This is a genomic window from Ruminococcus sp. J1101004sp1_RTP21198st1_B9_RTP21198_201120 (assembly GCF_040924245.1).
GTDB classification, from domain to species: Bacteria; Bacillota; Clostridia; order Lachnospirales; family Lachnospiraceae; genus Blautia_A; species Blautia_A faecis.
This window is the reverse complement of record NZ_JBCOMI010000014.1, coordinates 26,605-42,364: the sequence shown is the minus strand read 5'-3', so window position 1 is coordinate 42,364 and position 15,760 is coordinate 26,605. Positions and strand designations below refer to the sequence as shown.

General features: G+C 44.5%; 14 protein-coding genes. 13 read left to right on the top strand and 1 reads right to left on the bottom strand.

Features of this window, described 5'->3' with window-relative positions; genetic code table 11:
• The first annotated feature begins 78 nt into the window (after positions 1 to 78).
• From rho to AB5618_RS11075, 8 genes are all read left to right on the top strand, one after another.
• Positions 79 to 1,746 carry a transcription termination factor Rho gene (gene rho, locus AB5618_RS11110; RefSeq protein WP_226814842.1) on the top strand — a complete coding sequence of 556 codons (1,668 nt, stop codon included), beginning with the start codon at positions 79 to 81 and terminating at the stop codon, positions 1,744 to 1,746.
• A gap of 168 nt (positions 1,747 to 1,914) precedes the next feature.
• Entirely contained in the window at positions 1,915 to 2,118 is a 204-nt protein-coding gene (gene rpmE / locus AB5618_RS11105) for a 50S ribosomal protein L31 (RefSeq protein WP_148461074.1), read from the top strand.
• Between the two features lie 69 nt (positions 2,119 to 2,187).
• Positions 2,188 to 3,258, top strand: coding sequence for a DUF1385 domain-containing protein (locus AB5618_RS11100; RefSeq protein WP_195380135.1), 1,071 nt, complete (start codon positions 2,188 to 2,190; stop codon positions 3,256 to 3,258).
• Positions 3,255 to 4,124, top strand: a complete 870-nt coding sequence (prmC, locus tag AB5618_RS11095; protein WP_368366731.1) for a peptide chain release factor N(5)-glutamine methyltransferase — start codon at positions 3,255 to 3,257, stop codon at positions 4,122 to 4,124. Before AB5618_RS11100 ends, prmC begins: the two co-directional genes overlap by 4 nt.
• Before the next feature lie 41 nt (positions 4,125 to 4,165).
• Positions 4,166 to 5,239, top strand: a complete 1,074-nt coding sequence (gene prfA / locus AB5618_RS11090) for a peptide chain release factor 1 (protein WP_118578120.1) — start codon at positions 4,166 to 4,168, stop codon at positions 5,237 to 5,239.
• 91 nt (positions 5,240 to 5,330) lie between these two features.
• The gene (locus AB5618_RS11085; RefSeq protein ID WP_173773969.1) at positions 5,331 to 6,248 is read left to right on the top strand and encodes a sugar phosphate nucleotidyltransferase; all 918 of its coding nucleotides are present in this window, start codon (positions 5,331 to 5,333) and stop codon (positions 6,246 to 6,248) included.
• Positions 6,249 to 6,360: 112 nt separating this feature from the next.
• On the top strand, positions 6,361 to 7,707 hold the full coding sequence (gene glmM, locus AB5618_RS11080; RefSeq protein ID WP_148461077.1) for a phosphoglucosamine mutase: 1,347 nt from the start codon (positions 6,361 to 6,363) through the stop codon (positions 7,705 to 7,707).
• Positions 7,708 to 7,709: 2 nt separating this feature from the next.
• Positions 7,710 to 8,795, top strand: a complete 1,086-nt coding sequence (locus AB5618_RS11075; RefSeq protein ID WP_237926092.1) for a lipopolysaccharide assembly protein LapB — start codon at positions 7,710 to 7,712, stop codon at positions 8,793 to 8,795.
• A 102-nt stretch (positions 8,796 to 8,897) separates the two neighbouring features.
• On the opposite strand, the gene AB5618_RS11070 is transcribed toward AB5618_RS11075, so the two are convergent.
• Positions 8,898 to 9,782: a transglutaminase domain-containing protein gene (locus tag AB5618_RS11070; protein WP_187565090.1), complete on the bottom strand. Its 885-nt coding sequence runs from the start codon at positions 9,780 to 9,782 to the stop codon at positions 8,898 to 8,900.
• A gap of 338 nt (positions 9,783 to 10,120) precedes the next feature.
• On the opposite strand from AB5618_RS11070, the gene hflX reads away from it, so the two are divergent.
• From hflX to AB5618_RS11045, 5 genes are all read left to right on the top strand, one after another.
• Complete coding sequence (gene hflX, locus AB5618_RS11065) at positions 10,121 to 11,356, top strand: GTPase HflX (RefSeq protein ID WP_195380137.1); 1,236 nt, start codon at positions 10,121 to 10,123, stop codon at positions 11,354 to 11,356.
• Positions 11,357 to 11,743: 387 nt separating this feature from the next.
• Positions 11,744 to 12,775, top strand: a complete 1,032-nt coding sequence (locus AB5618_RS11060) for a M42 family metallopeptidase (RefSeq protein ID WP_173718193.1) — start codon at positions 11,744 to 11,746, stop codon at positions 12,773 to 12,775.
• 103 nt (positions 12,776 to 12,878) lie between these two features.
• Entirely contained in the window at positions 12,879 to 13,547 is a 669-nt protein-coding gene (locus AB5618_RS11055) for a response regulator transcription factor (RefSeq protein ID WP_118578126.1), read from the top strand.
• Positions 13,544 to 14,527, top strand: a complete 984-nt coding sequence (locus AB5618_RS11050; RefSeq protein WP_148461081.1) for a sensor histidine kinase — start codon at positions 13,544 to 13,546, stop codon at positions 14,525 to 14,527. Before AB5618_RS11055 ends, AB5618_RS11050 begins: the two co-directional genes overlap by 4 nt.
• A 113-nt stretch (positions 14,528 to 14,640) precedes the next feature.
• Entirely contained in the window at positions 14,641 to 15,711 is a 1,071-nt protein-coding gene (locus tag AB5618_RS11045; RefSeq protein WP_118578128.1) for a PTS transporter subunit IIC, read from the top strand.
• Positions 15,712 to 15,760: the final 49 nt, after the last annotated feature.

Here is a 15,760-nt window from a genome sequence, read left to right as displayed (position 1 = left end):
TAATCAGACATTTGTATCCCGTTAAATCAAAATTGAAATGTGTTTTAGAATTGTATTAGTCGAAGAGGTAGATGATTGATGAAAGAAAAGTATGAATCATTATCCCTGGCTACGCTGAAAGACTTGGCAAAAGCCAGAGGGCTGAAGGGCATTTCTACTATGAGAAAGCCTGAATTAATTGAACGTATGCTGGAAGAGGACAGGAAAGAACAGACTGCAGAAAATGAGCAGACTATTTCCGGAACAGCAGAAGAGAATACCATACCTGCAAGACCAGAGCCTGTGGCAGCAGAAAAAACAGAAAATACGGGAAGTGTTTCTTCACCGGAGAGAAGAGAAGCACCAACCAGATCCCGTACCATTATACGGCGTAATCCTGAGTACCGCAGCAATAATTATGGCAGAAATGAAAATGCAGGACGTCAGAACAGTTATAATGGAGAAAACAGACCGGAGAACTTTGTGAAGCGCACTACTGTAGCGAAACCTGTAGAAGTGGTTCCGCCAGCCGAATTAAGACCCGAGGAAACGGAACAGCCCCGTACAGGCGCAGCCAGTGAGAACCGTACAGAAGAGGGGGTAAGCAATGCTTACAATGTTCCGGCTGAAACGGTCCAGCTTGACAGTGGCGAAAAGGCCAATGGAATCCTGGAGGTTATGCCGGATGGTTTTGGATTTATTCGAAGTGAGAATTATCTTCCAGGAGAGAATGATATCTATGTTTCCCCGTCACAGATCCGCAGATTTAATTTGAAGACAGGGGATATAATTCAGGGAAATATCCGTATTAAAACACAGGGGGAGAAATTCAGTGCCCTTTTATATGTAACGTCTATCAATGGTTTCCATCCAAGTGAGGGACAGAAGAGATACAATTTTGAAAACATGACCCCAATCTTCCCAGATGAACGTCTGATCATGGAGCGTCCCGGCGGAACTACTGCCATGCGTATCGTAGATCTGATCAGCCCTATCGGAAAGGGACAGCGTGGTATGATTGTTTCCCCGCCTAAGGCAGGTAAGACTACTTTGCTTAAGGATGTCGCGAAATCTATTCTTAAGAATAACAAGGATATGCATCTGATCATTCTTCTTATTGATGAACGTCCTGAGGAAGTTACCGATATCAGGGAAGCAATACAGGGACCGAATGTGGAAGTTATTTATTCCACATTTGATGAGCTTCCGGAGCATCATAAGCGTGTATCCGAGATGGTTGTAGAGCGTGCACGCCGCCTTGTAGAACATAAGCAGGATGTTGTGATCCTTCTGGATTCCATTACCAGACTGGCAAGAGCGTATAATCTGGTTGTTCCTCCAAGCGGAAGAACTCTGTCAGGAGGTCTTGATCCGGGAGCACTTCATATGCCGAAGCGCTTCTTTGGTGCAGCACGTAATATGCGTGAGGGAGGAAGCCTTACCATTCTGGCCACTGCACTGGTTGACACCGGAAGCAAAATGGACGACGTTATTTACGAAGAATTCAAGGGAACCGGCAATATGGAGCTTGTTCTTGACCGCAAGCTTCAGGAGAAACGGGTTTTCCCGGCCATCGACATTCAGAAATCCGGTACCAGACGAGAAGATCTGCTTCTGAGCAAAGACGAGCAGGAAGCTGTATATATTATGCGAAAGGCTCTTAACGGAATGAAGTCTGATGAGGCAGTGGAACAGATCCTGAACATGTTTGCACGTACTGCAAATAATGCTGAATTTGTGCAAATGGTAAAAAAACAGAAATTGTAATGTTCACAAAAAACACCGTGCAGAATATTATCTGGGATTAGTTTTAGAAATTTTTATAAATAACTTGCATTTCTCATAACGCCATGCTATAATCAGTAGGCTGTGTAAAGTGTGAATTCGTCAGATTCAACGCAAATAAAATAGAATAAATATAGAGAGGTGAAAATCATGAGAGAAGGAATCCATCCGAATTACTATCAGGCAACTGTAACCTGCAACTGCGGTAATACTTTTGTAACAGGATCTACCAAGCAGGATATCCACGTAGAAATCTGCTCCAAATGTCATCCGTTCTATACAGGACAGCAGAAAGCTAGTCAGGCTCGTGGACGTATCAATAAGTTCAACGAGAAATACGGCCTGAATAAATAATTTGAATATTACTGAATGAGAAGGTTGAGGTTGGGAAATCTCAACCTTTCTTTGTAACTGGAGGATAAAATGAAACCATCCAATATCGGTGGACAAGCTGTAATGGAAGGCATTATGATGCGCCACAAGGATAAATACTCCATTGCAGTAAGACGTCCTGATAAAGAAATTGTAGTAAAAGTGGAAGATTATAAATGCATTTTCGGGAAAGCCAGGATCTGGCGGAAACCGATTATCCGCGGAATGGTAAGCTTTATCGATTCTCTGGTAACCGGAACGAAATGCCTTATGTATTCAGCTGAAATTGCAGGTGATGAGGAGGACGAGGAAGAGACCAGAAAGAATGCTGCTCTTTCTCCAGAAGAACTGGAAGCCAAGAAGAAAAAAGAAGACAAGGCATTTAAAGCCTTGCTCTATGTAACTGTGGCCATTTCTATTGTAATTTCCATTGCAGCCTTTATGCTGCTTCCTTATGCACTGGCCAGTCTTTGCCGTAAAGTAGGCGCTTCGGAAGTGGTGGTTACCATTGTGGAAGCGTTTGTGAAGCTGGGTCTGTTTATGGGATACATGATTCTGATCTCCAGAATGAAGGATATTCAGAGAACCTTTATGTATCATGGTGCTGAACACAAATGTATCAACTGTGTGGAAAATGGTAAGCCACTTACTGTGGAGAACGTGCTTGAGAGCTCCAGATTCCACAGACGCTGCGGAACAAGCTTTCTGTTCCTGGTTATGATAGTAAGTATTTTCCTACATTTTATTTTTGTACTGGTACCGTCTTACTGGTTCCGTCTTTTCGGCCGTCTGCTCATGGTACCTGTAGTATCTGGAATTTCATTTGAAATTATCCAGTGGGCAGGCAGGACAGACAGTAAATTTGCCTTGATGATGAGCAAACCTGGTATGGCAATGCAGAAATTTACCACAAAAGAACCTACAGCTGATATGGCAGAGGTTGCCATCAAGGCTGTGGAGGCTGTGTTTGACTGGAGAGCATATTTAAAGACAGAATTCAATCTGGATATTCCATATGAGAACAAAGAAAACGGTGATCTTTCCGCTGCTTCCGCGCAATCTGAAAGCGGGGAGAGTGAAGAACGTACCGGGAATGTACCGGAAACGGGAGCTGCACAATGACTTCTCTGGAAACACTATTAAAAGAAGGAACCAAGGTTCTGGAGCAGCATAAGATCCAGGAAGCCAGGCTGGATGCCTGGCTTCTTCTGGAGTATGTGACCGGAATGAACAGGGCTTTTTATTTCGCTCATTCAGCTGACGGGATTGAAGAGGAAAAAGCGGACAGATACCGGGAACTGATCCGAAAAAGAGCAGGTCATGTTCCCTTGCAGCATATTACCCATCAGGCATATTTTATGGGATTTGAATTTTATGTAAATCAAAACGTACTGGTTCCGAGGCAGGATACGGAGACATTGGTGGAGAAGGCTCTGGAAGTCATGAAAGGGAAAAAGACACCAGGGATTCTGGATATGTGCACTGGATCGGGGTGTATTCTTTTAAGTCTTCTGGCACTTACCGGGGATGCATATGGTGTGGGTGCTGATGTTTCCCCACTTGCTCTTCAGGTGGCAGATAAGAATGCGGTAAGCCTGGAAGTGTCAGACAGAGCTGTTTTCGTGGAAAGCGACTTGTTTTCGTCAGCTTTTTTTCAACAAAACACTGGCAAAGATATGCCTCTGTATGATATCCTTATTTCGAATCCCCCCTACATCAGAAGCGCAGAGATTGAAGAGCTTATGGAAGAAGTGCGGGATCACGATCCAAGACTTGCATTGGATGGCCATGAAGATGGTCTGTATTTTTACAGAAAAATCGTATCGGAGGGAAGGGCTTTCCTGAAGGAAAATGGCTGGATGCTGTTTGAAATCGGATATGATCAGGGCGAAGCTGTGAAGAGTCTGATGCGGGAAAATGGCTTTTTTGATGTACAGATTGTTAAAGACCTGACGGGACTTGACAGAGTTGTGTTGGGCAGACGATAGTTTTATATAAGTAAAGAGAAGAACATAACAGGAGGAAAACCATGTTTGACAAGTTGGACGATTTGCTCATACGTTTCGAGGAAGTTCTGAATGAGCTGGGGGAGCCAGATGTAACATCTAATCCAGATCGTTTCCAGAAGCTTATGAAGGAACAGAGCGACCTGCAGCCAATTGTGGATACCTATAAGGAATATAAGAAAAATAAAGAAACCATTCAGGACAGCCTTTCCATGCTGGAAGAGGAGAAGGATGAGGATATGAGAGAAATGCTCAAGGAAGAGCTTTCCGATGCCAAGAAGCGTGTGGAAGAGCTGGAGCATGAACTGAAGATCCTTCTTCTGCCTAAGGACCCTAACGATAATAAGAACGTTATCGTGGAGATCCGCGCCGGTGCCGGTGGAGATGAGGCTGCTCTTTTTGCAGCTGAGATCTACAGAATGTATGTAAAATATGCAGAATCCAGGCGCTGGAAAACAGAGATGATGAGCTTAAACGAGAATGGAATCGGCGGATTCAAAGAGGTTACCTTTATGATAAACGGTGCCGGAGCTTATTCCAGACTGAAATATGAGAGTGGCGTACACCGGGTACAGAGGGTTCCGGAGACGGAATCCGGCGGAAGAATCCATACTTCCACCTGTACGGTTGCAATTATGCCGGAAGCTGAGGAGATTGATTTCCATCTGGATATGAACGACTGTAAATTCGACGTATTCCGTGCTTCCGGAAATGGCGGACAGTGCGTCAATACTACAGACTCCGCAGTACGACTGACCCATATTCCTACAGGAATCGTAATTTCCTGTCAGGATGAGAAGTCCCAGCTGAAGAATAAGGATAAGGCATTGAAGGTTCTTCGTTCCCGTCTGTATGAGATGGAGCTGGCCAAGCAGCATGATGCAGAAGCAGAAGCAAGAAGAAGCCAGATTGGTACAGGCGACCGTTCTGAGAAAATCAGAACCTATAATTTCCCACAGGGACGTGTGACAGATCATCGTATCAAGCTTACACTTCACAGACTGGATAACATTCTGAATGGAGATCTGGATGAAATCATCGACAGTCTGATCGCAGCAGACCAGGCGGCGAAATTGAGCAATCTGCAGGAGCAGTAAGCTTAAAGTTACTGCTTTTGTGTAAAAGTTGCTGGCCAGGCTATGGGCAACAGCGAAATAACAATCATGTGAAAATTGGGAGGATATACCTATGAAAAAAACAGCTCTTGTAATTATGGCAGCCGGAGTTGGAAGCAGATTTGGAAATGGAATCAAGCAGCTTGCACCAGTTGGCCCAAATGGTGAGATCATTATGGATTATTCCATCAGAGACGCACTGGAGGCTGGCTTCAATAAAATTGTATTTATTATCCGTAAGGATCTGGAAGAAGAATTTAAAAGCACCATTGGTGCAAGAGTAGAGAAGATCGCAGAAGTTGCGTATGCATATCAGGAAATGGAGAAGCTTCCGGAAGGCTTTGTGAAACCGGCAGACAGAACCAAACCATGGGGAACCGGCCATGCTGTTATCTGCGCAAGAGAGTTCCTTACAGAGCCATTTGCAGTTATCAATGCAGATGACTACTATGGAAAGGAAGCATACGTAAAAGTACATGATTATCTGGTTCAGGAGAAGCCGGCAGATGATGTCCTGCATATTTGTATGGCAGGTTTCCGTCTTGGAAACACCTTAAGTGATAATGGAAGTGTTACAAGAGGACTTTGCCACATTACAGACGGAAAGCTTACAGGTGTTACCGAGACACACAATATTTTTAAAACAGCAGATGGCGCTGAGAGTCGCGAAGATGGCCAGCCGGCAGAGAAGCTTGACTTAAACGAGCTTGTTTCCATGAACATGTGGGGACTGACTCCTGCGTTTATGGATACTTTATACGATGGATTTGTAGAGTTTCTTCAGAATGTAAAAGCTGGTGATATCAAGGCAGAGTATCTTCTTCCGGTTATGATTGATGCATTGATCCAGAAGGGAACTGCCCAGGTAGATGTGCTTGAGACAAAGGATACCTGGTTTGGTGTAACTTACCAGGAAGATAAAGAGGTTGTGATCAAAGCCTTTAAAGAGCTTACCGAGGCTGGCGTATATCCAAACGGACTTTACAAATAAGATTATCGGATACTGTATATTGTAATTGTTTGCAGTTTTGCCTGAAAATATGGAAAAGAATGTATGATTCCTATATGCTTTCAGGTGTAATAAGCAAGGAGGATAATTAGATATGGGAAAATATTTTGGAACAGACGGATTTCGTGGAGAGGCAAATGTTCAGCTGACAGTTGATAATGCGTTTAAAGTAGGACGTTATGTAGGTTGGTATTATGGACGTGACCATAAGGCGAAGATCGTAATCGGAAAAGATACCAGACGAAGCAGCTATATGTTTGAGTATGCCCTTGTTGCAGGACTTACCGCTTCCGGAGCAGATGCTTATCTTCTGCATGTAACCACTACTCCAAGTGTATCCTTTGCGGTTCGTACAGAGGATTTTGACTGCGGTATTATGATTTCCGCAAGCCATAACCCATTCTATGATAATGGAATCAAGCTTCTGAATGGAAACGGACAGAAGATTGAGGCTGAGATCGAGGAGCGTATTGAGGCCTACATTGATGGCGAGATCGAGGAGCTTCCTCTTGCACGCAAAGAAGACATTGGACGTACTGTTGATTTTGCTTCCGGACGAAACCGCTATATCGGATATCTGATCTCCATTCCAAGCCGTGATTTCAAAAATGTAAAAGTTGGACTTGACTGTGCCAACGGAAGCTCATCCGCAATTGCAAAAAGTGTTTTCGAGGCACTTCAGGCGAAAACTTATGTGATCAACAATCAGCCGGATGGAACTAACATCAATACAAACTGTGGATCCACCCATATCGAAGTCCTTCAGAAATATGTGATAGACAATGGCCTGGATATCGGATTTGCTTATGATGGAGATGCTGACCGTTGTATCGCAGTTGATCATCGTGGAAATATCATCGATGGTGACAAGATTATGTATGTCTGCGGTAAATATCTGAAAGAGCAGGGGAAACTGAATGGAAATACTGTTGTTACCACAGTGATGTCCAATATGGGACTTTACAAAGCTCTGGAGCGTGAAGGAATGCGTTATGAGCAGACTGCAGTTGGTGACAAATACGTTGCCGAGAATATGATGGCAAATAACTACAGCATTGGTGGAGAACAGTCCGGACATATTATTTTCAGCCGCTATGCAGCTACAGGTGATGGTATCCTTACTTCTCTTATGGTCATGGAAGCATGTGTAGATAAGAAGTCTACCTTATGTGATCTTGCCAAAGAGATGAAGGTTTATCCGCAGGTTCTGCGAAATGTACGTGTAGCAGATAAGAAGACTGCGCGTGAGAACCCGAAGGTGGTTGAAGCAGTCGAAGCGGCAGGAAAGGCACTTGGCGATTCCGGACGTATTCTGGTCCGTGAGAGCGGTACAGAGCCGCTGATCCGTGTTATGGTGGAGGCCGAGACAGATGAGCTTTGCCATCAGTATGTAGACAGTGTTGTGGAAGTAATGGAAGCCGAAGGGCTGATTGTTGGTTGAGAATGAAAATCAGAAAAACAGCATTAATATTGACAGCGGTCATGGGGCTTTCCCTTCTGGCTGGCTGTGATAATGAAAAACAGCAGATTTTTAAGGAAGCAGAGAAAGATCTGGAGCAGGGCAGCTATGAGTATGCGCTGGATGAATTTACTACTTCTGTGAATAATGGTGTGAAGCCTGCAGTGTCTTACCGCGGGATTGGAATCTGTCAGCTGCGTCTGGGAAATTATGAGGATGCCATTACTGCCTTTACCAGTGCTCTTGGCGAGGAGAAAGTAAGTAAAAGTATGGCCCGGGACCTGTATCTGTATCGCGCTACAGCACGTTTGCAGGCTGGGTATCTGGATGATGCCATGGCAGACTGTCAGGTGCTTGCCCAGAATTATGAGATGGATGCAGATGCCTGGTTTCTTACTGGAAAGGTTGCCCTGGAAATGGATGGCTATGATGAAGCTGCCTCTGATTTTGAGCAGGCATATGGGGAAGATTCCAGCTATGACCGGGCCATCCAGATCTACGAGACGTACCTGGATAAGGACATGGAAGCGGATGGAACCAGGTATCTGGAGGCTGTTTTGTCCACAGAGGCAAAGGGAGCAGAGGATCTTTGCAGCCGGGGAAGAATCTATTACTATATGGGAGATTATACCAATGCCCAGAAGGAGCTGACAGATGCTTCCAATCAGGGAAGTACAGAGGCACTTCTGGTTCTTGGAATGGTCTATGGCGCTCAGTCAGATTACGCAAATGCCCGTGCAATGTACCAGCAGTATATCAATCAGAAGCTGGATGATACGTCCGGGAATCAGACACAGACTGCCGCACAGGGATACAATGGACTGGCTGTGTGCGATATGGCAGAAGGAAACTATGATTCTGCTTTGGAAAATATCAGCAGCGGAATTTCCATTGCTTCCGATGATGAAATGCAGAGCTTGTTATTTAATGAAATTGTAGCTTATGAGAAAAAACTGGATTTTTCCACAGCGCAGGAGAAAGCTGTGTCTTATGTCGGAATGTATCCGGAGGATGAAGAAGCTGCGAAAGAGCTTGATTTCCTGAAATCCAGGACTGGAAGTAATGAATAGGAAACAGAGAAGGTTCTTGAAGCTATTTTTATAATCATAAAAGGATTTGAAATCTGAGGCAATATTGAATGCCGGATTTCAAATCCTTTTTTGGTAATATACTCAGATCTTTTTTACATAAAGGCGGTTGCCACGATACATGGGGCGGCCGTTCACGCCACTGAGATCGTAGGACATTGCAAAGTAGGAATCCACGCTGCTTACAAGCGCCCAGTCAGGATCATAGACCTTTCCACCAATTTCAGCCCAGCCGTGACCGCCGGAGCAGATTACATAAACTTTTTTCATGCCTACAGCGTTTGCGAGGTAGGCGAAAGCTGCTGCATAGGAAACACAGTCACCTCGTCCGCCGCGGAAAAACATATCTTCGGCGAAATCCTTTTCCCAGTCCTGTGTATTTCTGAATTCACGCCAGCAATAGTAGGTGTACTGCTTCTTGACGTAATCAAAGCTGGCACGGAGGCGCTGCATTTTGTTCATTCCTGGTCTGCTGATCTTTTCTACAATCTTGTTCGCTTCTGTCATTAGCTTCAGCTTGCGCAGGTTAGAACCGGATTTGCTGGCACGTCCGGAAGCATCAAGAGCGATACCATTTATAGTGGTGGAGGTCAGCATGTATGCGCCGGTGGTTCCTGTGCTGATACGGAAAAAGTAGTAATCATTTTTGATTTTTTTCCAGCCGTAACGCTGAATTCCATTTTTGTCAAAAAAGTAATAGCGGGATCCGATTTTGACCTTGCCTTTGATTTTCTTGCCGCGGGCATTGTAATAGTAGTGGCGGCCTTTGCTGGTCTTCCAGGTACCAGAAGAGGAATTGGAAGCCTGTCCCTTACCGGAATGGGTCTTCTTATTGGTGACAGTGGAAGAAGATTTCGCAGTTTGGGAAACTGATGTCCGGGCAGCTGCCTGGGTGGGAAGAGTACCTGTCAGGAGCGTACAGGACAGGCAAAGGCATGCTGCAAGAGTTTTGAGATTTTTCTTTTTCATAGGTTCCTCCTTTTTTGGTCTTTTACTATTATTATATACTATATGAGATCTGAACTGTAGTTGTTGTTTTCAGATCTGAAATATGTTACTGTTCACTCCGTTCACAGTAACGCGCTTCGCGATGCACAGAAATCATGCATTCGCATGATTTCGCGCCGCAATTCTCGGGTTTTCTGTGAACTTTGTTCACAAAAAACGCCTCGCGGAACGTTACCAGTGAACAGTAACTGAAATATACCTCTCCCAAAAGGAATGGGTTTGTGTTATACTCTAACAGATGATTTTCAGATAGAAAAGTAACTGAAAGTTAGTTTATGGATGATCCGGAAGGAGGATTTATGGAATATATTGAAGAAATACAGGAGCAGGTGATTCTGGTTGGCGTTCAGCTGGACGAGAACGACAATGTGAAAGAATCCTTGGATGAACTGGAGGAGCTTGCAGATACTGCCGGAGCCCAGACAGTGGGAAAAATTATCCAGAACCGTGAGACTGTACATCCTGGAACTTATATTGGAAAAGGAAAGATCGAGGAGGTACGTGCTCTTATGCTGGCCACGGATGCTACAGGAATCATCTGTGACGATGAACTTTCCCCGGCACAGATGAACAATCTGGAGCATGAGCTGGAATGTAAGGTAATGGACAGAACTCTTCTGATCCTTGACATTTTTGCAAAACATGCCACTACCAGCGAGGGAAAGATTCAGGTTGAGCTTGCACAGCTCCGTTACAGAGCATCCAGACTGGTAGGACTAGGTGCGTCTTTGTCCAGACTTGGAGGAGGAATCGGAACCAGAGGTCCTGGAGAGAAGAAGCTGGAGAGTGACCGACGTCTGATCCGAAAGAGGATCACAGCGCTGAAGGAAGAGCTTTCTCAGGTGGAGAAGCACAGAGAGCTGCTCCGTACCGGACGTACCCGGGGAAAGATGAAGACTGTTGCTATTGTAGGTTATACCAATGCAGGTAAATCTACATTGTTAAATACCCTCACTGGAGCCGGAGTGCTTTCAGAGGATAAGCTGTTTGCCACATTGGATCCTACAACCAGAGCATTGACATTAGATGACGGACAGCAGATCCTGCTTACAGATACTGTTGGATTTATCCGTAAACTGCCGCATAATCTGGTTGAAGCTTTTAAGAGTACCCTGGAGGAAGCGAAATATGCAGATTATATTATTCATGTGGTAGACTGTTCGAATCCTCAGGCGGTACAGCAGATGGAGGTTGTTTATGATACCCTGCAGGAGCTTGGTGTCCAGGGCAAAAAGACGATTACTTTATTTAACAAGGTCGATGTGGGTGCAGCAATCCGCATGCGCGACAGTATGGCAGACCATACTCTTAAGGTTTCGGCCAAAACAGGGGAAGGTCTGGAGGATTTAAAGCAGCTTCTGGGGAAAATCCTTTCTGAAGAGCAGATTTATGTGGAAAAAATTTTTTCCTATCAGGAGGCTGGCAAGATCCAGCTGATCCGGGAATATGGGCAGCTGCTTTCGGAGGAGTACACAGATACTGGAATTCTGGTGAAAGCCAGAGTGCCGCAGGAAATTCATGGGAAGCTTATGTGACGCAGCCAGACCTGTGGAATTGGCAAAAAGTATGGGTTTATAAAGTTATCACATTTGAGGATAATAAGTAAATATAATGATATGAGTGTCAAAAGGTCTTTTGACACTCATTTGATACCCAGATTGCTACGCAGCTACGCTGCTCCCGCAATCCTCCAAATATTCGAAATCCGCTGATTTACTGCGTAAATCGCTACTTTCTCATATTTGGCGTGTCCCAAGTTCAAAAGCCTTATCGTGCAAGCACGAACAGCTTTTTGACCTTTTGACACTGGTATCATATAATGTTATCGCTTAAAAGTAATTTCTGTGAGGCGCATTGCTATACAGAAAGTGAAGAACGATAGGTAAGAAGACTAAAATTTGTAAAAAACAGGAGAGAATATCATGGGAAAATACACAGATTACATTATGAAAACAGCACAGGATCTGCTTTCAGTGCCAAGTCCAAGTGGTTTTACCCACATGGCAGCAGATTTTGTAAAAAAAGAATTTGAAAAGCTGGGCTATGAGCCGCAGATCACCCAGAAGGGCGCTGTGCTTGTAAAGCTTGGGGGAAAGGACGATAAGAACGCAGTAGTTCTGGCTGCCCACATGGATACACTGGGCGGAATGGTTTGCCAGATCATGGATAACGGTCATTTGAAGCTGACTAATATTGGCGGTATGAATCCAAACAATGCAGAGGCTGAGAATTGTAAGGTTTATACAAAGTCCGGCAAAGTATATGATGCAACTTTCCAGCTGGAGAATGCGTCTGTTCATGTAAACGGCGAGTATAGCGATACCAAACGTACTTATGAGACGATGGAGGCCATTCTTGATGAGCCAGTGAAGAATAAAGAGGATGTGAAAAAACTTGGAATCATGACAGGCGATTTTGTCTGCTTTGATCCAAGGACAGTTGTGACTGAGAGCGGATACATCAAGAGCCGTTTCCTTGATGATAAATTCAGCACTGCCATTCTTCTCGGCTATGCTAAATATCTGAAAGAGAAAGAAATTCAGACAGAGCGTACCATTTATGTACTGATCACTTCTTATGAGGAAGTGGGACATGGTGGATGTGCCGCTATCCCAGATGGAGTGACAGAGATGATCTCCGTAGATATGGGATGTGTTGGAAAAGGCCTGGAATGTGATGAAACCATGGTTTCAATCTGCGCTAAGGACAGTATGGGACCATATGATTACCAGGTGGTTTCCGGTCTGATCAAGGCTGCACAGGAGAATGACATTGCGTTTGCTGTGGATGTGTATCCTCATTATGGCTCTGATGTGGATGCGGCACTGAAAGCAGGCTATGATATGAAGCATGGTCTGATCGGACCGGGAGTTTACGCATCTCATGGATACGAGCGGTCACACAGGGATGGAGCGAAGAATACACTGAAATTACTGAAGGCATATTTAGGATAAAAGTCCTGCGCGGTAGCGCTAAAGGCGCGGAACAATCGACTTTCATTTGGGGTGATGTCTGCGCAGGCAGACATGTCCGTTTAGAAGAAAAAATTGATTAAAAATGTATAAAATCTTAATAATAGAAGATGACGAAATTATTGTACAGATAGTAAAGCGACATTTGGAATCCTGGGGATATGAGGTCTTTCAGATCGAAGATTTCACTCATGTGATTCAGGAGTTTGTGCAAAAAGATCCACAGCTGGTGCTGCTGGATTTGAAACTGCCGTTTTTTAACGGTTTTCATTGGTGTGAGGAAATCCGCAAAATTTCACAGGTACCAGTGATGTTTCTGTCTTCAGCGGCTGACAATATGAATATGGTAATGGCCATGAGCCGGGGCGCAGATGATTTTATCGCGAAACCTTTTGATCTGGATGTGTTAACTGCGAAGGTGCAGGCTGTGCTTCGCAGAACCTATGCCTTTGGTCAGAACAACAGTCTTCTGGAAAGGGGCGGCGTAGTGCTGAATCCTGGAAATGGGACGATTTCAGTGGATGGAAAGCTTGCAGACCTGACGAAAAACGAATTGAAGATATTGCAGATATTATTTGAACATCAGGGGCATGTTGTATCCAGAGAGTCGATTATGACAAAACTGTGGGAGAGCGACAGCTTTGTGGATGACAATACTTTGACAGTAAACATCACAAGAATCCGTCGGAAGCTGGAAGGTCTGGGTGTAGAGAATTTCATTATCACCAAAAAAGGCCTGGGGTACATGGTATGATTAAATACCTGAAAACCAGATGGAAAACAGGTGTTTTGGCTTTACTTATGGTAGCGGTAACGGCTGGAATCCTTTTTCTGTATGATATTCCGCTGGAGCCTGTAGGTTATGTGGCGGTTTTTGAAATGCTGCTGACAGGCCTGGGGCTTATGTGGGATTACCATAAATACCGGAAAAAGCAGGAAAGTCTGCTTTACATAAGAGACTGCGGCAATTTTTCAGAAGAATATCTGGAGGCTCCGGAGAATGAAAATGAGGCTATTTACCGGGAAATCTGCCGTAGTCTGGATGAGAAGAGAATAGAGGCTGAAAATCAGAGAAGTGCTTTTGGTACAGAATTGACAGACTTTTATACGCTGTGGGTTCACCAGATCAAAACACCTATTGCTGCAGCAAGACTGCTTCTTCAGGAAGAGAAGCCCAGACCTCAGGAGATTCAGAATGAGCTTTTTAAGGTGGAGCAGTACGTGGAGATGGTGCTGGGGTATCTTCGAACGGAGGATATGGCTTCAGACATCCGATTTGAGGAAATGGATATGGATTCTCTGATTCGTGAGCAGATTCACAAATTTGCCAGAATATTTATTGGGAAAAAGCTTTCTCTGGAGTATCAAGAGGTATCGGAAACGGTGCTTACAGATGAAAAATGGCTTGGCTTTGTGTTGGGACAAATTTTATCAAATGCACTGAAATACACAAAAAAAGGAAAAATATCCATCTATATGAGCAAATCCAGGCCGCATACGCTGGTGATCGAAGATACTGGAATTGGAATCCGTGCCGAAGATTTGCCCCGGGTTTTTGAAAAGGGGTTTACTGGCTATAATGGACGTGAAGAGAACAGGTCTACTGGAATTGGGCTTTATCTTTGCGGAAAGATTATGAAAAGGCTGGATCACGGAATCAGGATAGAGTCGGAGCTTGGAAAAGGGACGAAGGTATTTCTTGAACTGGGAAGGAAGAAGATGGATCTATATTAGAGCGTGTTCGGAAAAAACAATCTCGCAGTCTGCATGCCCCACTTTTCGGTGTATTTTGCAGATTGCAAGATTAATTTTTTACATGCTTTAGATGGTGGGGACAAGGAGAGAGTATGAAAGCGATAAAGAAGGTTTTAAACAATATTTTTATTGATGGTTTAAGCGGAATGGCTTTGGGGTTGTTTTCTACTTTGATCATCGGAACTATTTTGAAACAGATTGGTGATTTGATGGGCGGTACATATGGCACTTATTTAAGTGCATTTGCAGTGGTTGCCCAGAGGCTTACAGGTGCCGGAATCGGCATCGGTGTTGCGTATAAATTCCGGGAATCTACTTATGTGCTGTTGTCGGCTGCGGCAGCAGGAATGATTGGGGCTTATGCATCAAACCTTATTGCAGGAACCCTGTTGTCTGATACAGGGGCATTAGTGTTATCCGGTCCTGGCGAGCCTCTTGGAGCGTTTGTGGCTGCATATGTGGGAATTACGATTGGGAGGCTGGTTGCCGGAAAAACAAAACTGGATCTTCTTATTACACCAGCAATCACCATCCTTTCCGGTGGTGCTGTAGGGATACTGGTAGGACCGGGAGTATCAAGCTTCATGACATGGCTTGGCAACCTGGTAAACTGGGGAACTGAGCAGCAGCCAATCCTAATGGGAATTGTGGTTTCTGTCATCATGGGAATGGTACTGACTTTGCCAATTAGTTCTGCAGCTCTTGGAATTATTCTGGGGCTGAATGGCGTGGCAGCGGGTGCGGCAACGATCGGATGCTGCTGTCAGATGATTGGATTTGCAGTGACAAGTTTTAAGGATAATGGCGTGGGCGGTCTTTTTGCCCAGGGAATCGGAACTTCCATGCTGCAGATCCCTAATATTATGAAGCGTCCGCTGATCTGGCTGCCTCCTACACTGGCATCTGCTATTTTAGGCCCAATTGCCATTATCGGGCCTTTCCATATGACAAACAATGCAACTGGTTCCGGAATGGGAACCTCTGGTCTGGTTGGACAGATCATGACTTACCAGACTATGGTGGCAACAGAATCACCGGTGCTGGTAATTCTGAAAATTGTATTGTTCCACTTCCTACTTCCGGGACTGTTATCCTATGTGATTTACCGCGGAATGCGAAATATGGGATATATTAAAGACGGACAGATGAAGCTGAATGTGTAAGGAATATAAAATAAATATTGACATCTAATGAATGTTAGAATATACTAAC

Excerpts from the sequence above, each read along its gene's own strand:
- AB5618_RS11100 (WP_195380135.1), top strand. The coding sequence starts at position 2,188 with ATGAAACCATCCAATATCGGTGGACAAGCTGTAATGGAAGGCATTATG.
- rpmE (WP_148461074.1), top strand. The coding sequence starts at position 1,915 with ATGAGAGAAGGAATCCATCCGAATTACTATCAGGCAACTGTAACCTGC.
- AB5618_RS11070 (WP_187565090.1), bottom strand. The coding sequence starts at position 9,782 with ATGAAAAAGAAAAATCTCAAAACTCTTGCAGCATGCCTTTGCCTGTCC.
- AB5618_RS11085 (WP_173773969.1), top strand. The coding sequence starts at position 5,331 with ATGAAAAAAACAGCTCTTGTAATTATGGCAGCCGGAGTTGGAAGCAGA.
- hflX (WP_195380137.1), top strand. The coding sequence starts at position 10,121 with ATGGAATATATTGAAGAAATACAGGAGCAGGTGATTCTGGTTGGCGTT.
- AB5618_RS11045 (WP_118578128.1), top strand. The coding sequence starts at position 14,641 with ATGAAAGCGATAAAGAAGGTTTTAAACAATATTTTTATTGATGGTTTA.
- prfA (WP_118578120.1), top strand. The coding sequence starts at position 4,166 with ATGTTTGACAAGTTGGACGATTTGCTCATACGTTTCGAGGAAGTTCTG.
- AB5618_RS11055 (WP_118578126.1), top strand. The coding sequence starts at position 12,879 with ATGTATAAAATCTTAATAATAGAAGATGACGAAATTATTGTACAGATA.
- AB5618_RS11075 (WP_237926092.1), top strand. The coding sequence starts at position 7,710 with ATGAAAATCAGAAAAACAGCATTAATATTGACAGCGGTCATGGGGCTT.
- prmC (WP_368366731.1), top strand. The coding sequence starts at position 3,255 with ATGACTTCTCTGGAAACACTATTAAAAGAAGGAACCAAGGTTCTGGAG.
- rho (WP_226814842.1), top strand. The coding sequence starts at position 79 with ATGAAAGAAAAGTATGAATCATTATCCCTGGCTACGCTGAAAGACTTG.
- AB5618_RS11050 (WP_148461081.1), top strand. The coding sequence starts at position 13,544 with ATGATTAAATACCTGAAAACCAGATGGAAAACAGGTGTTTTGGCTTTA.
- AB5618_RS11060 (WP_173718193.1), top strand. The coding sequence starts at position 11,744 with ATGGGAAAATACACAGATTACATTATGAAAACAGCACAGGATCTGCTT.
- glmM (WP_148461077.1), top strand. The coding sequence starts at position 6,361 with ATGGGAAAATATTTTGGAACAGACGGATTTCGTGGAGAGGCAAATGTT.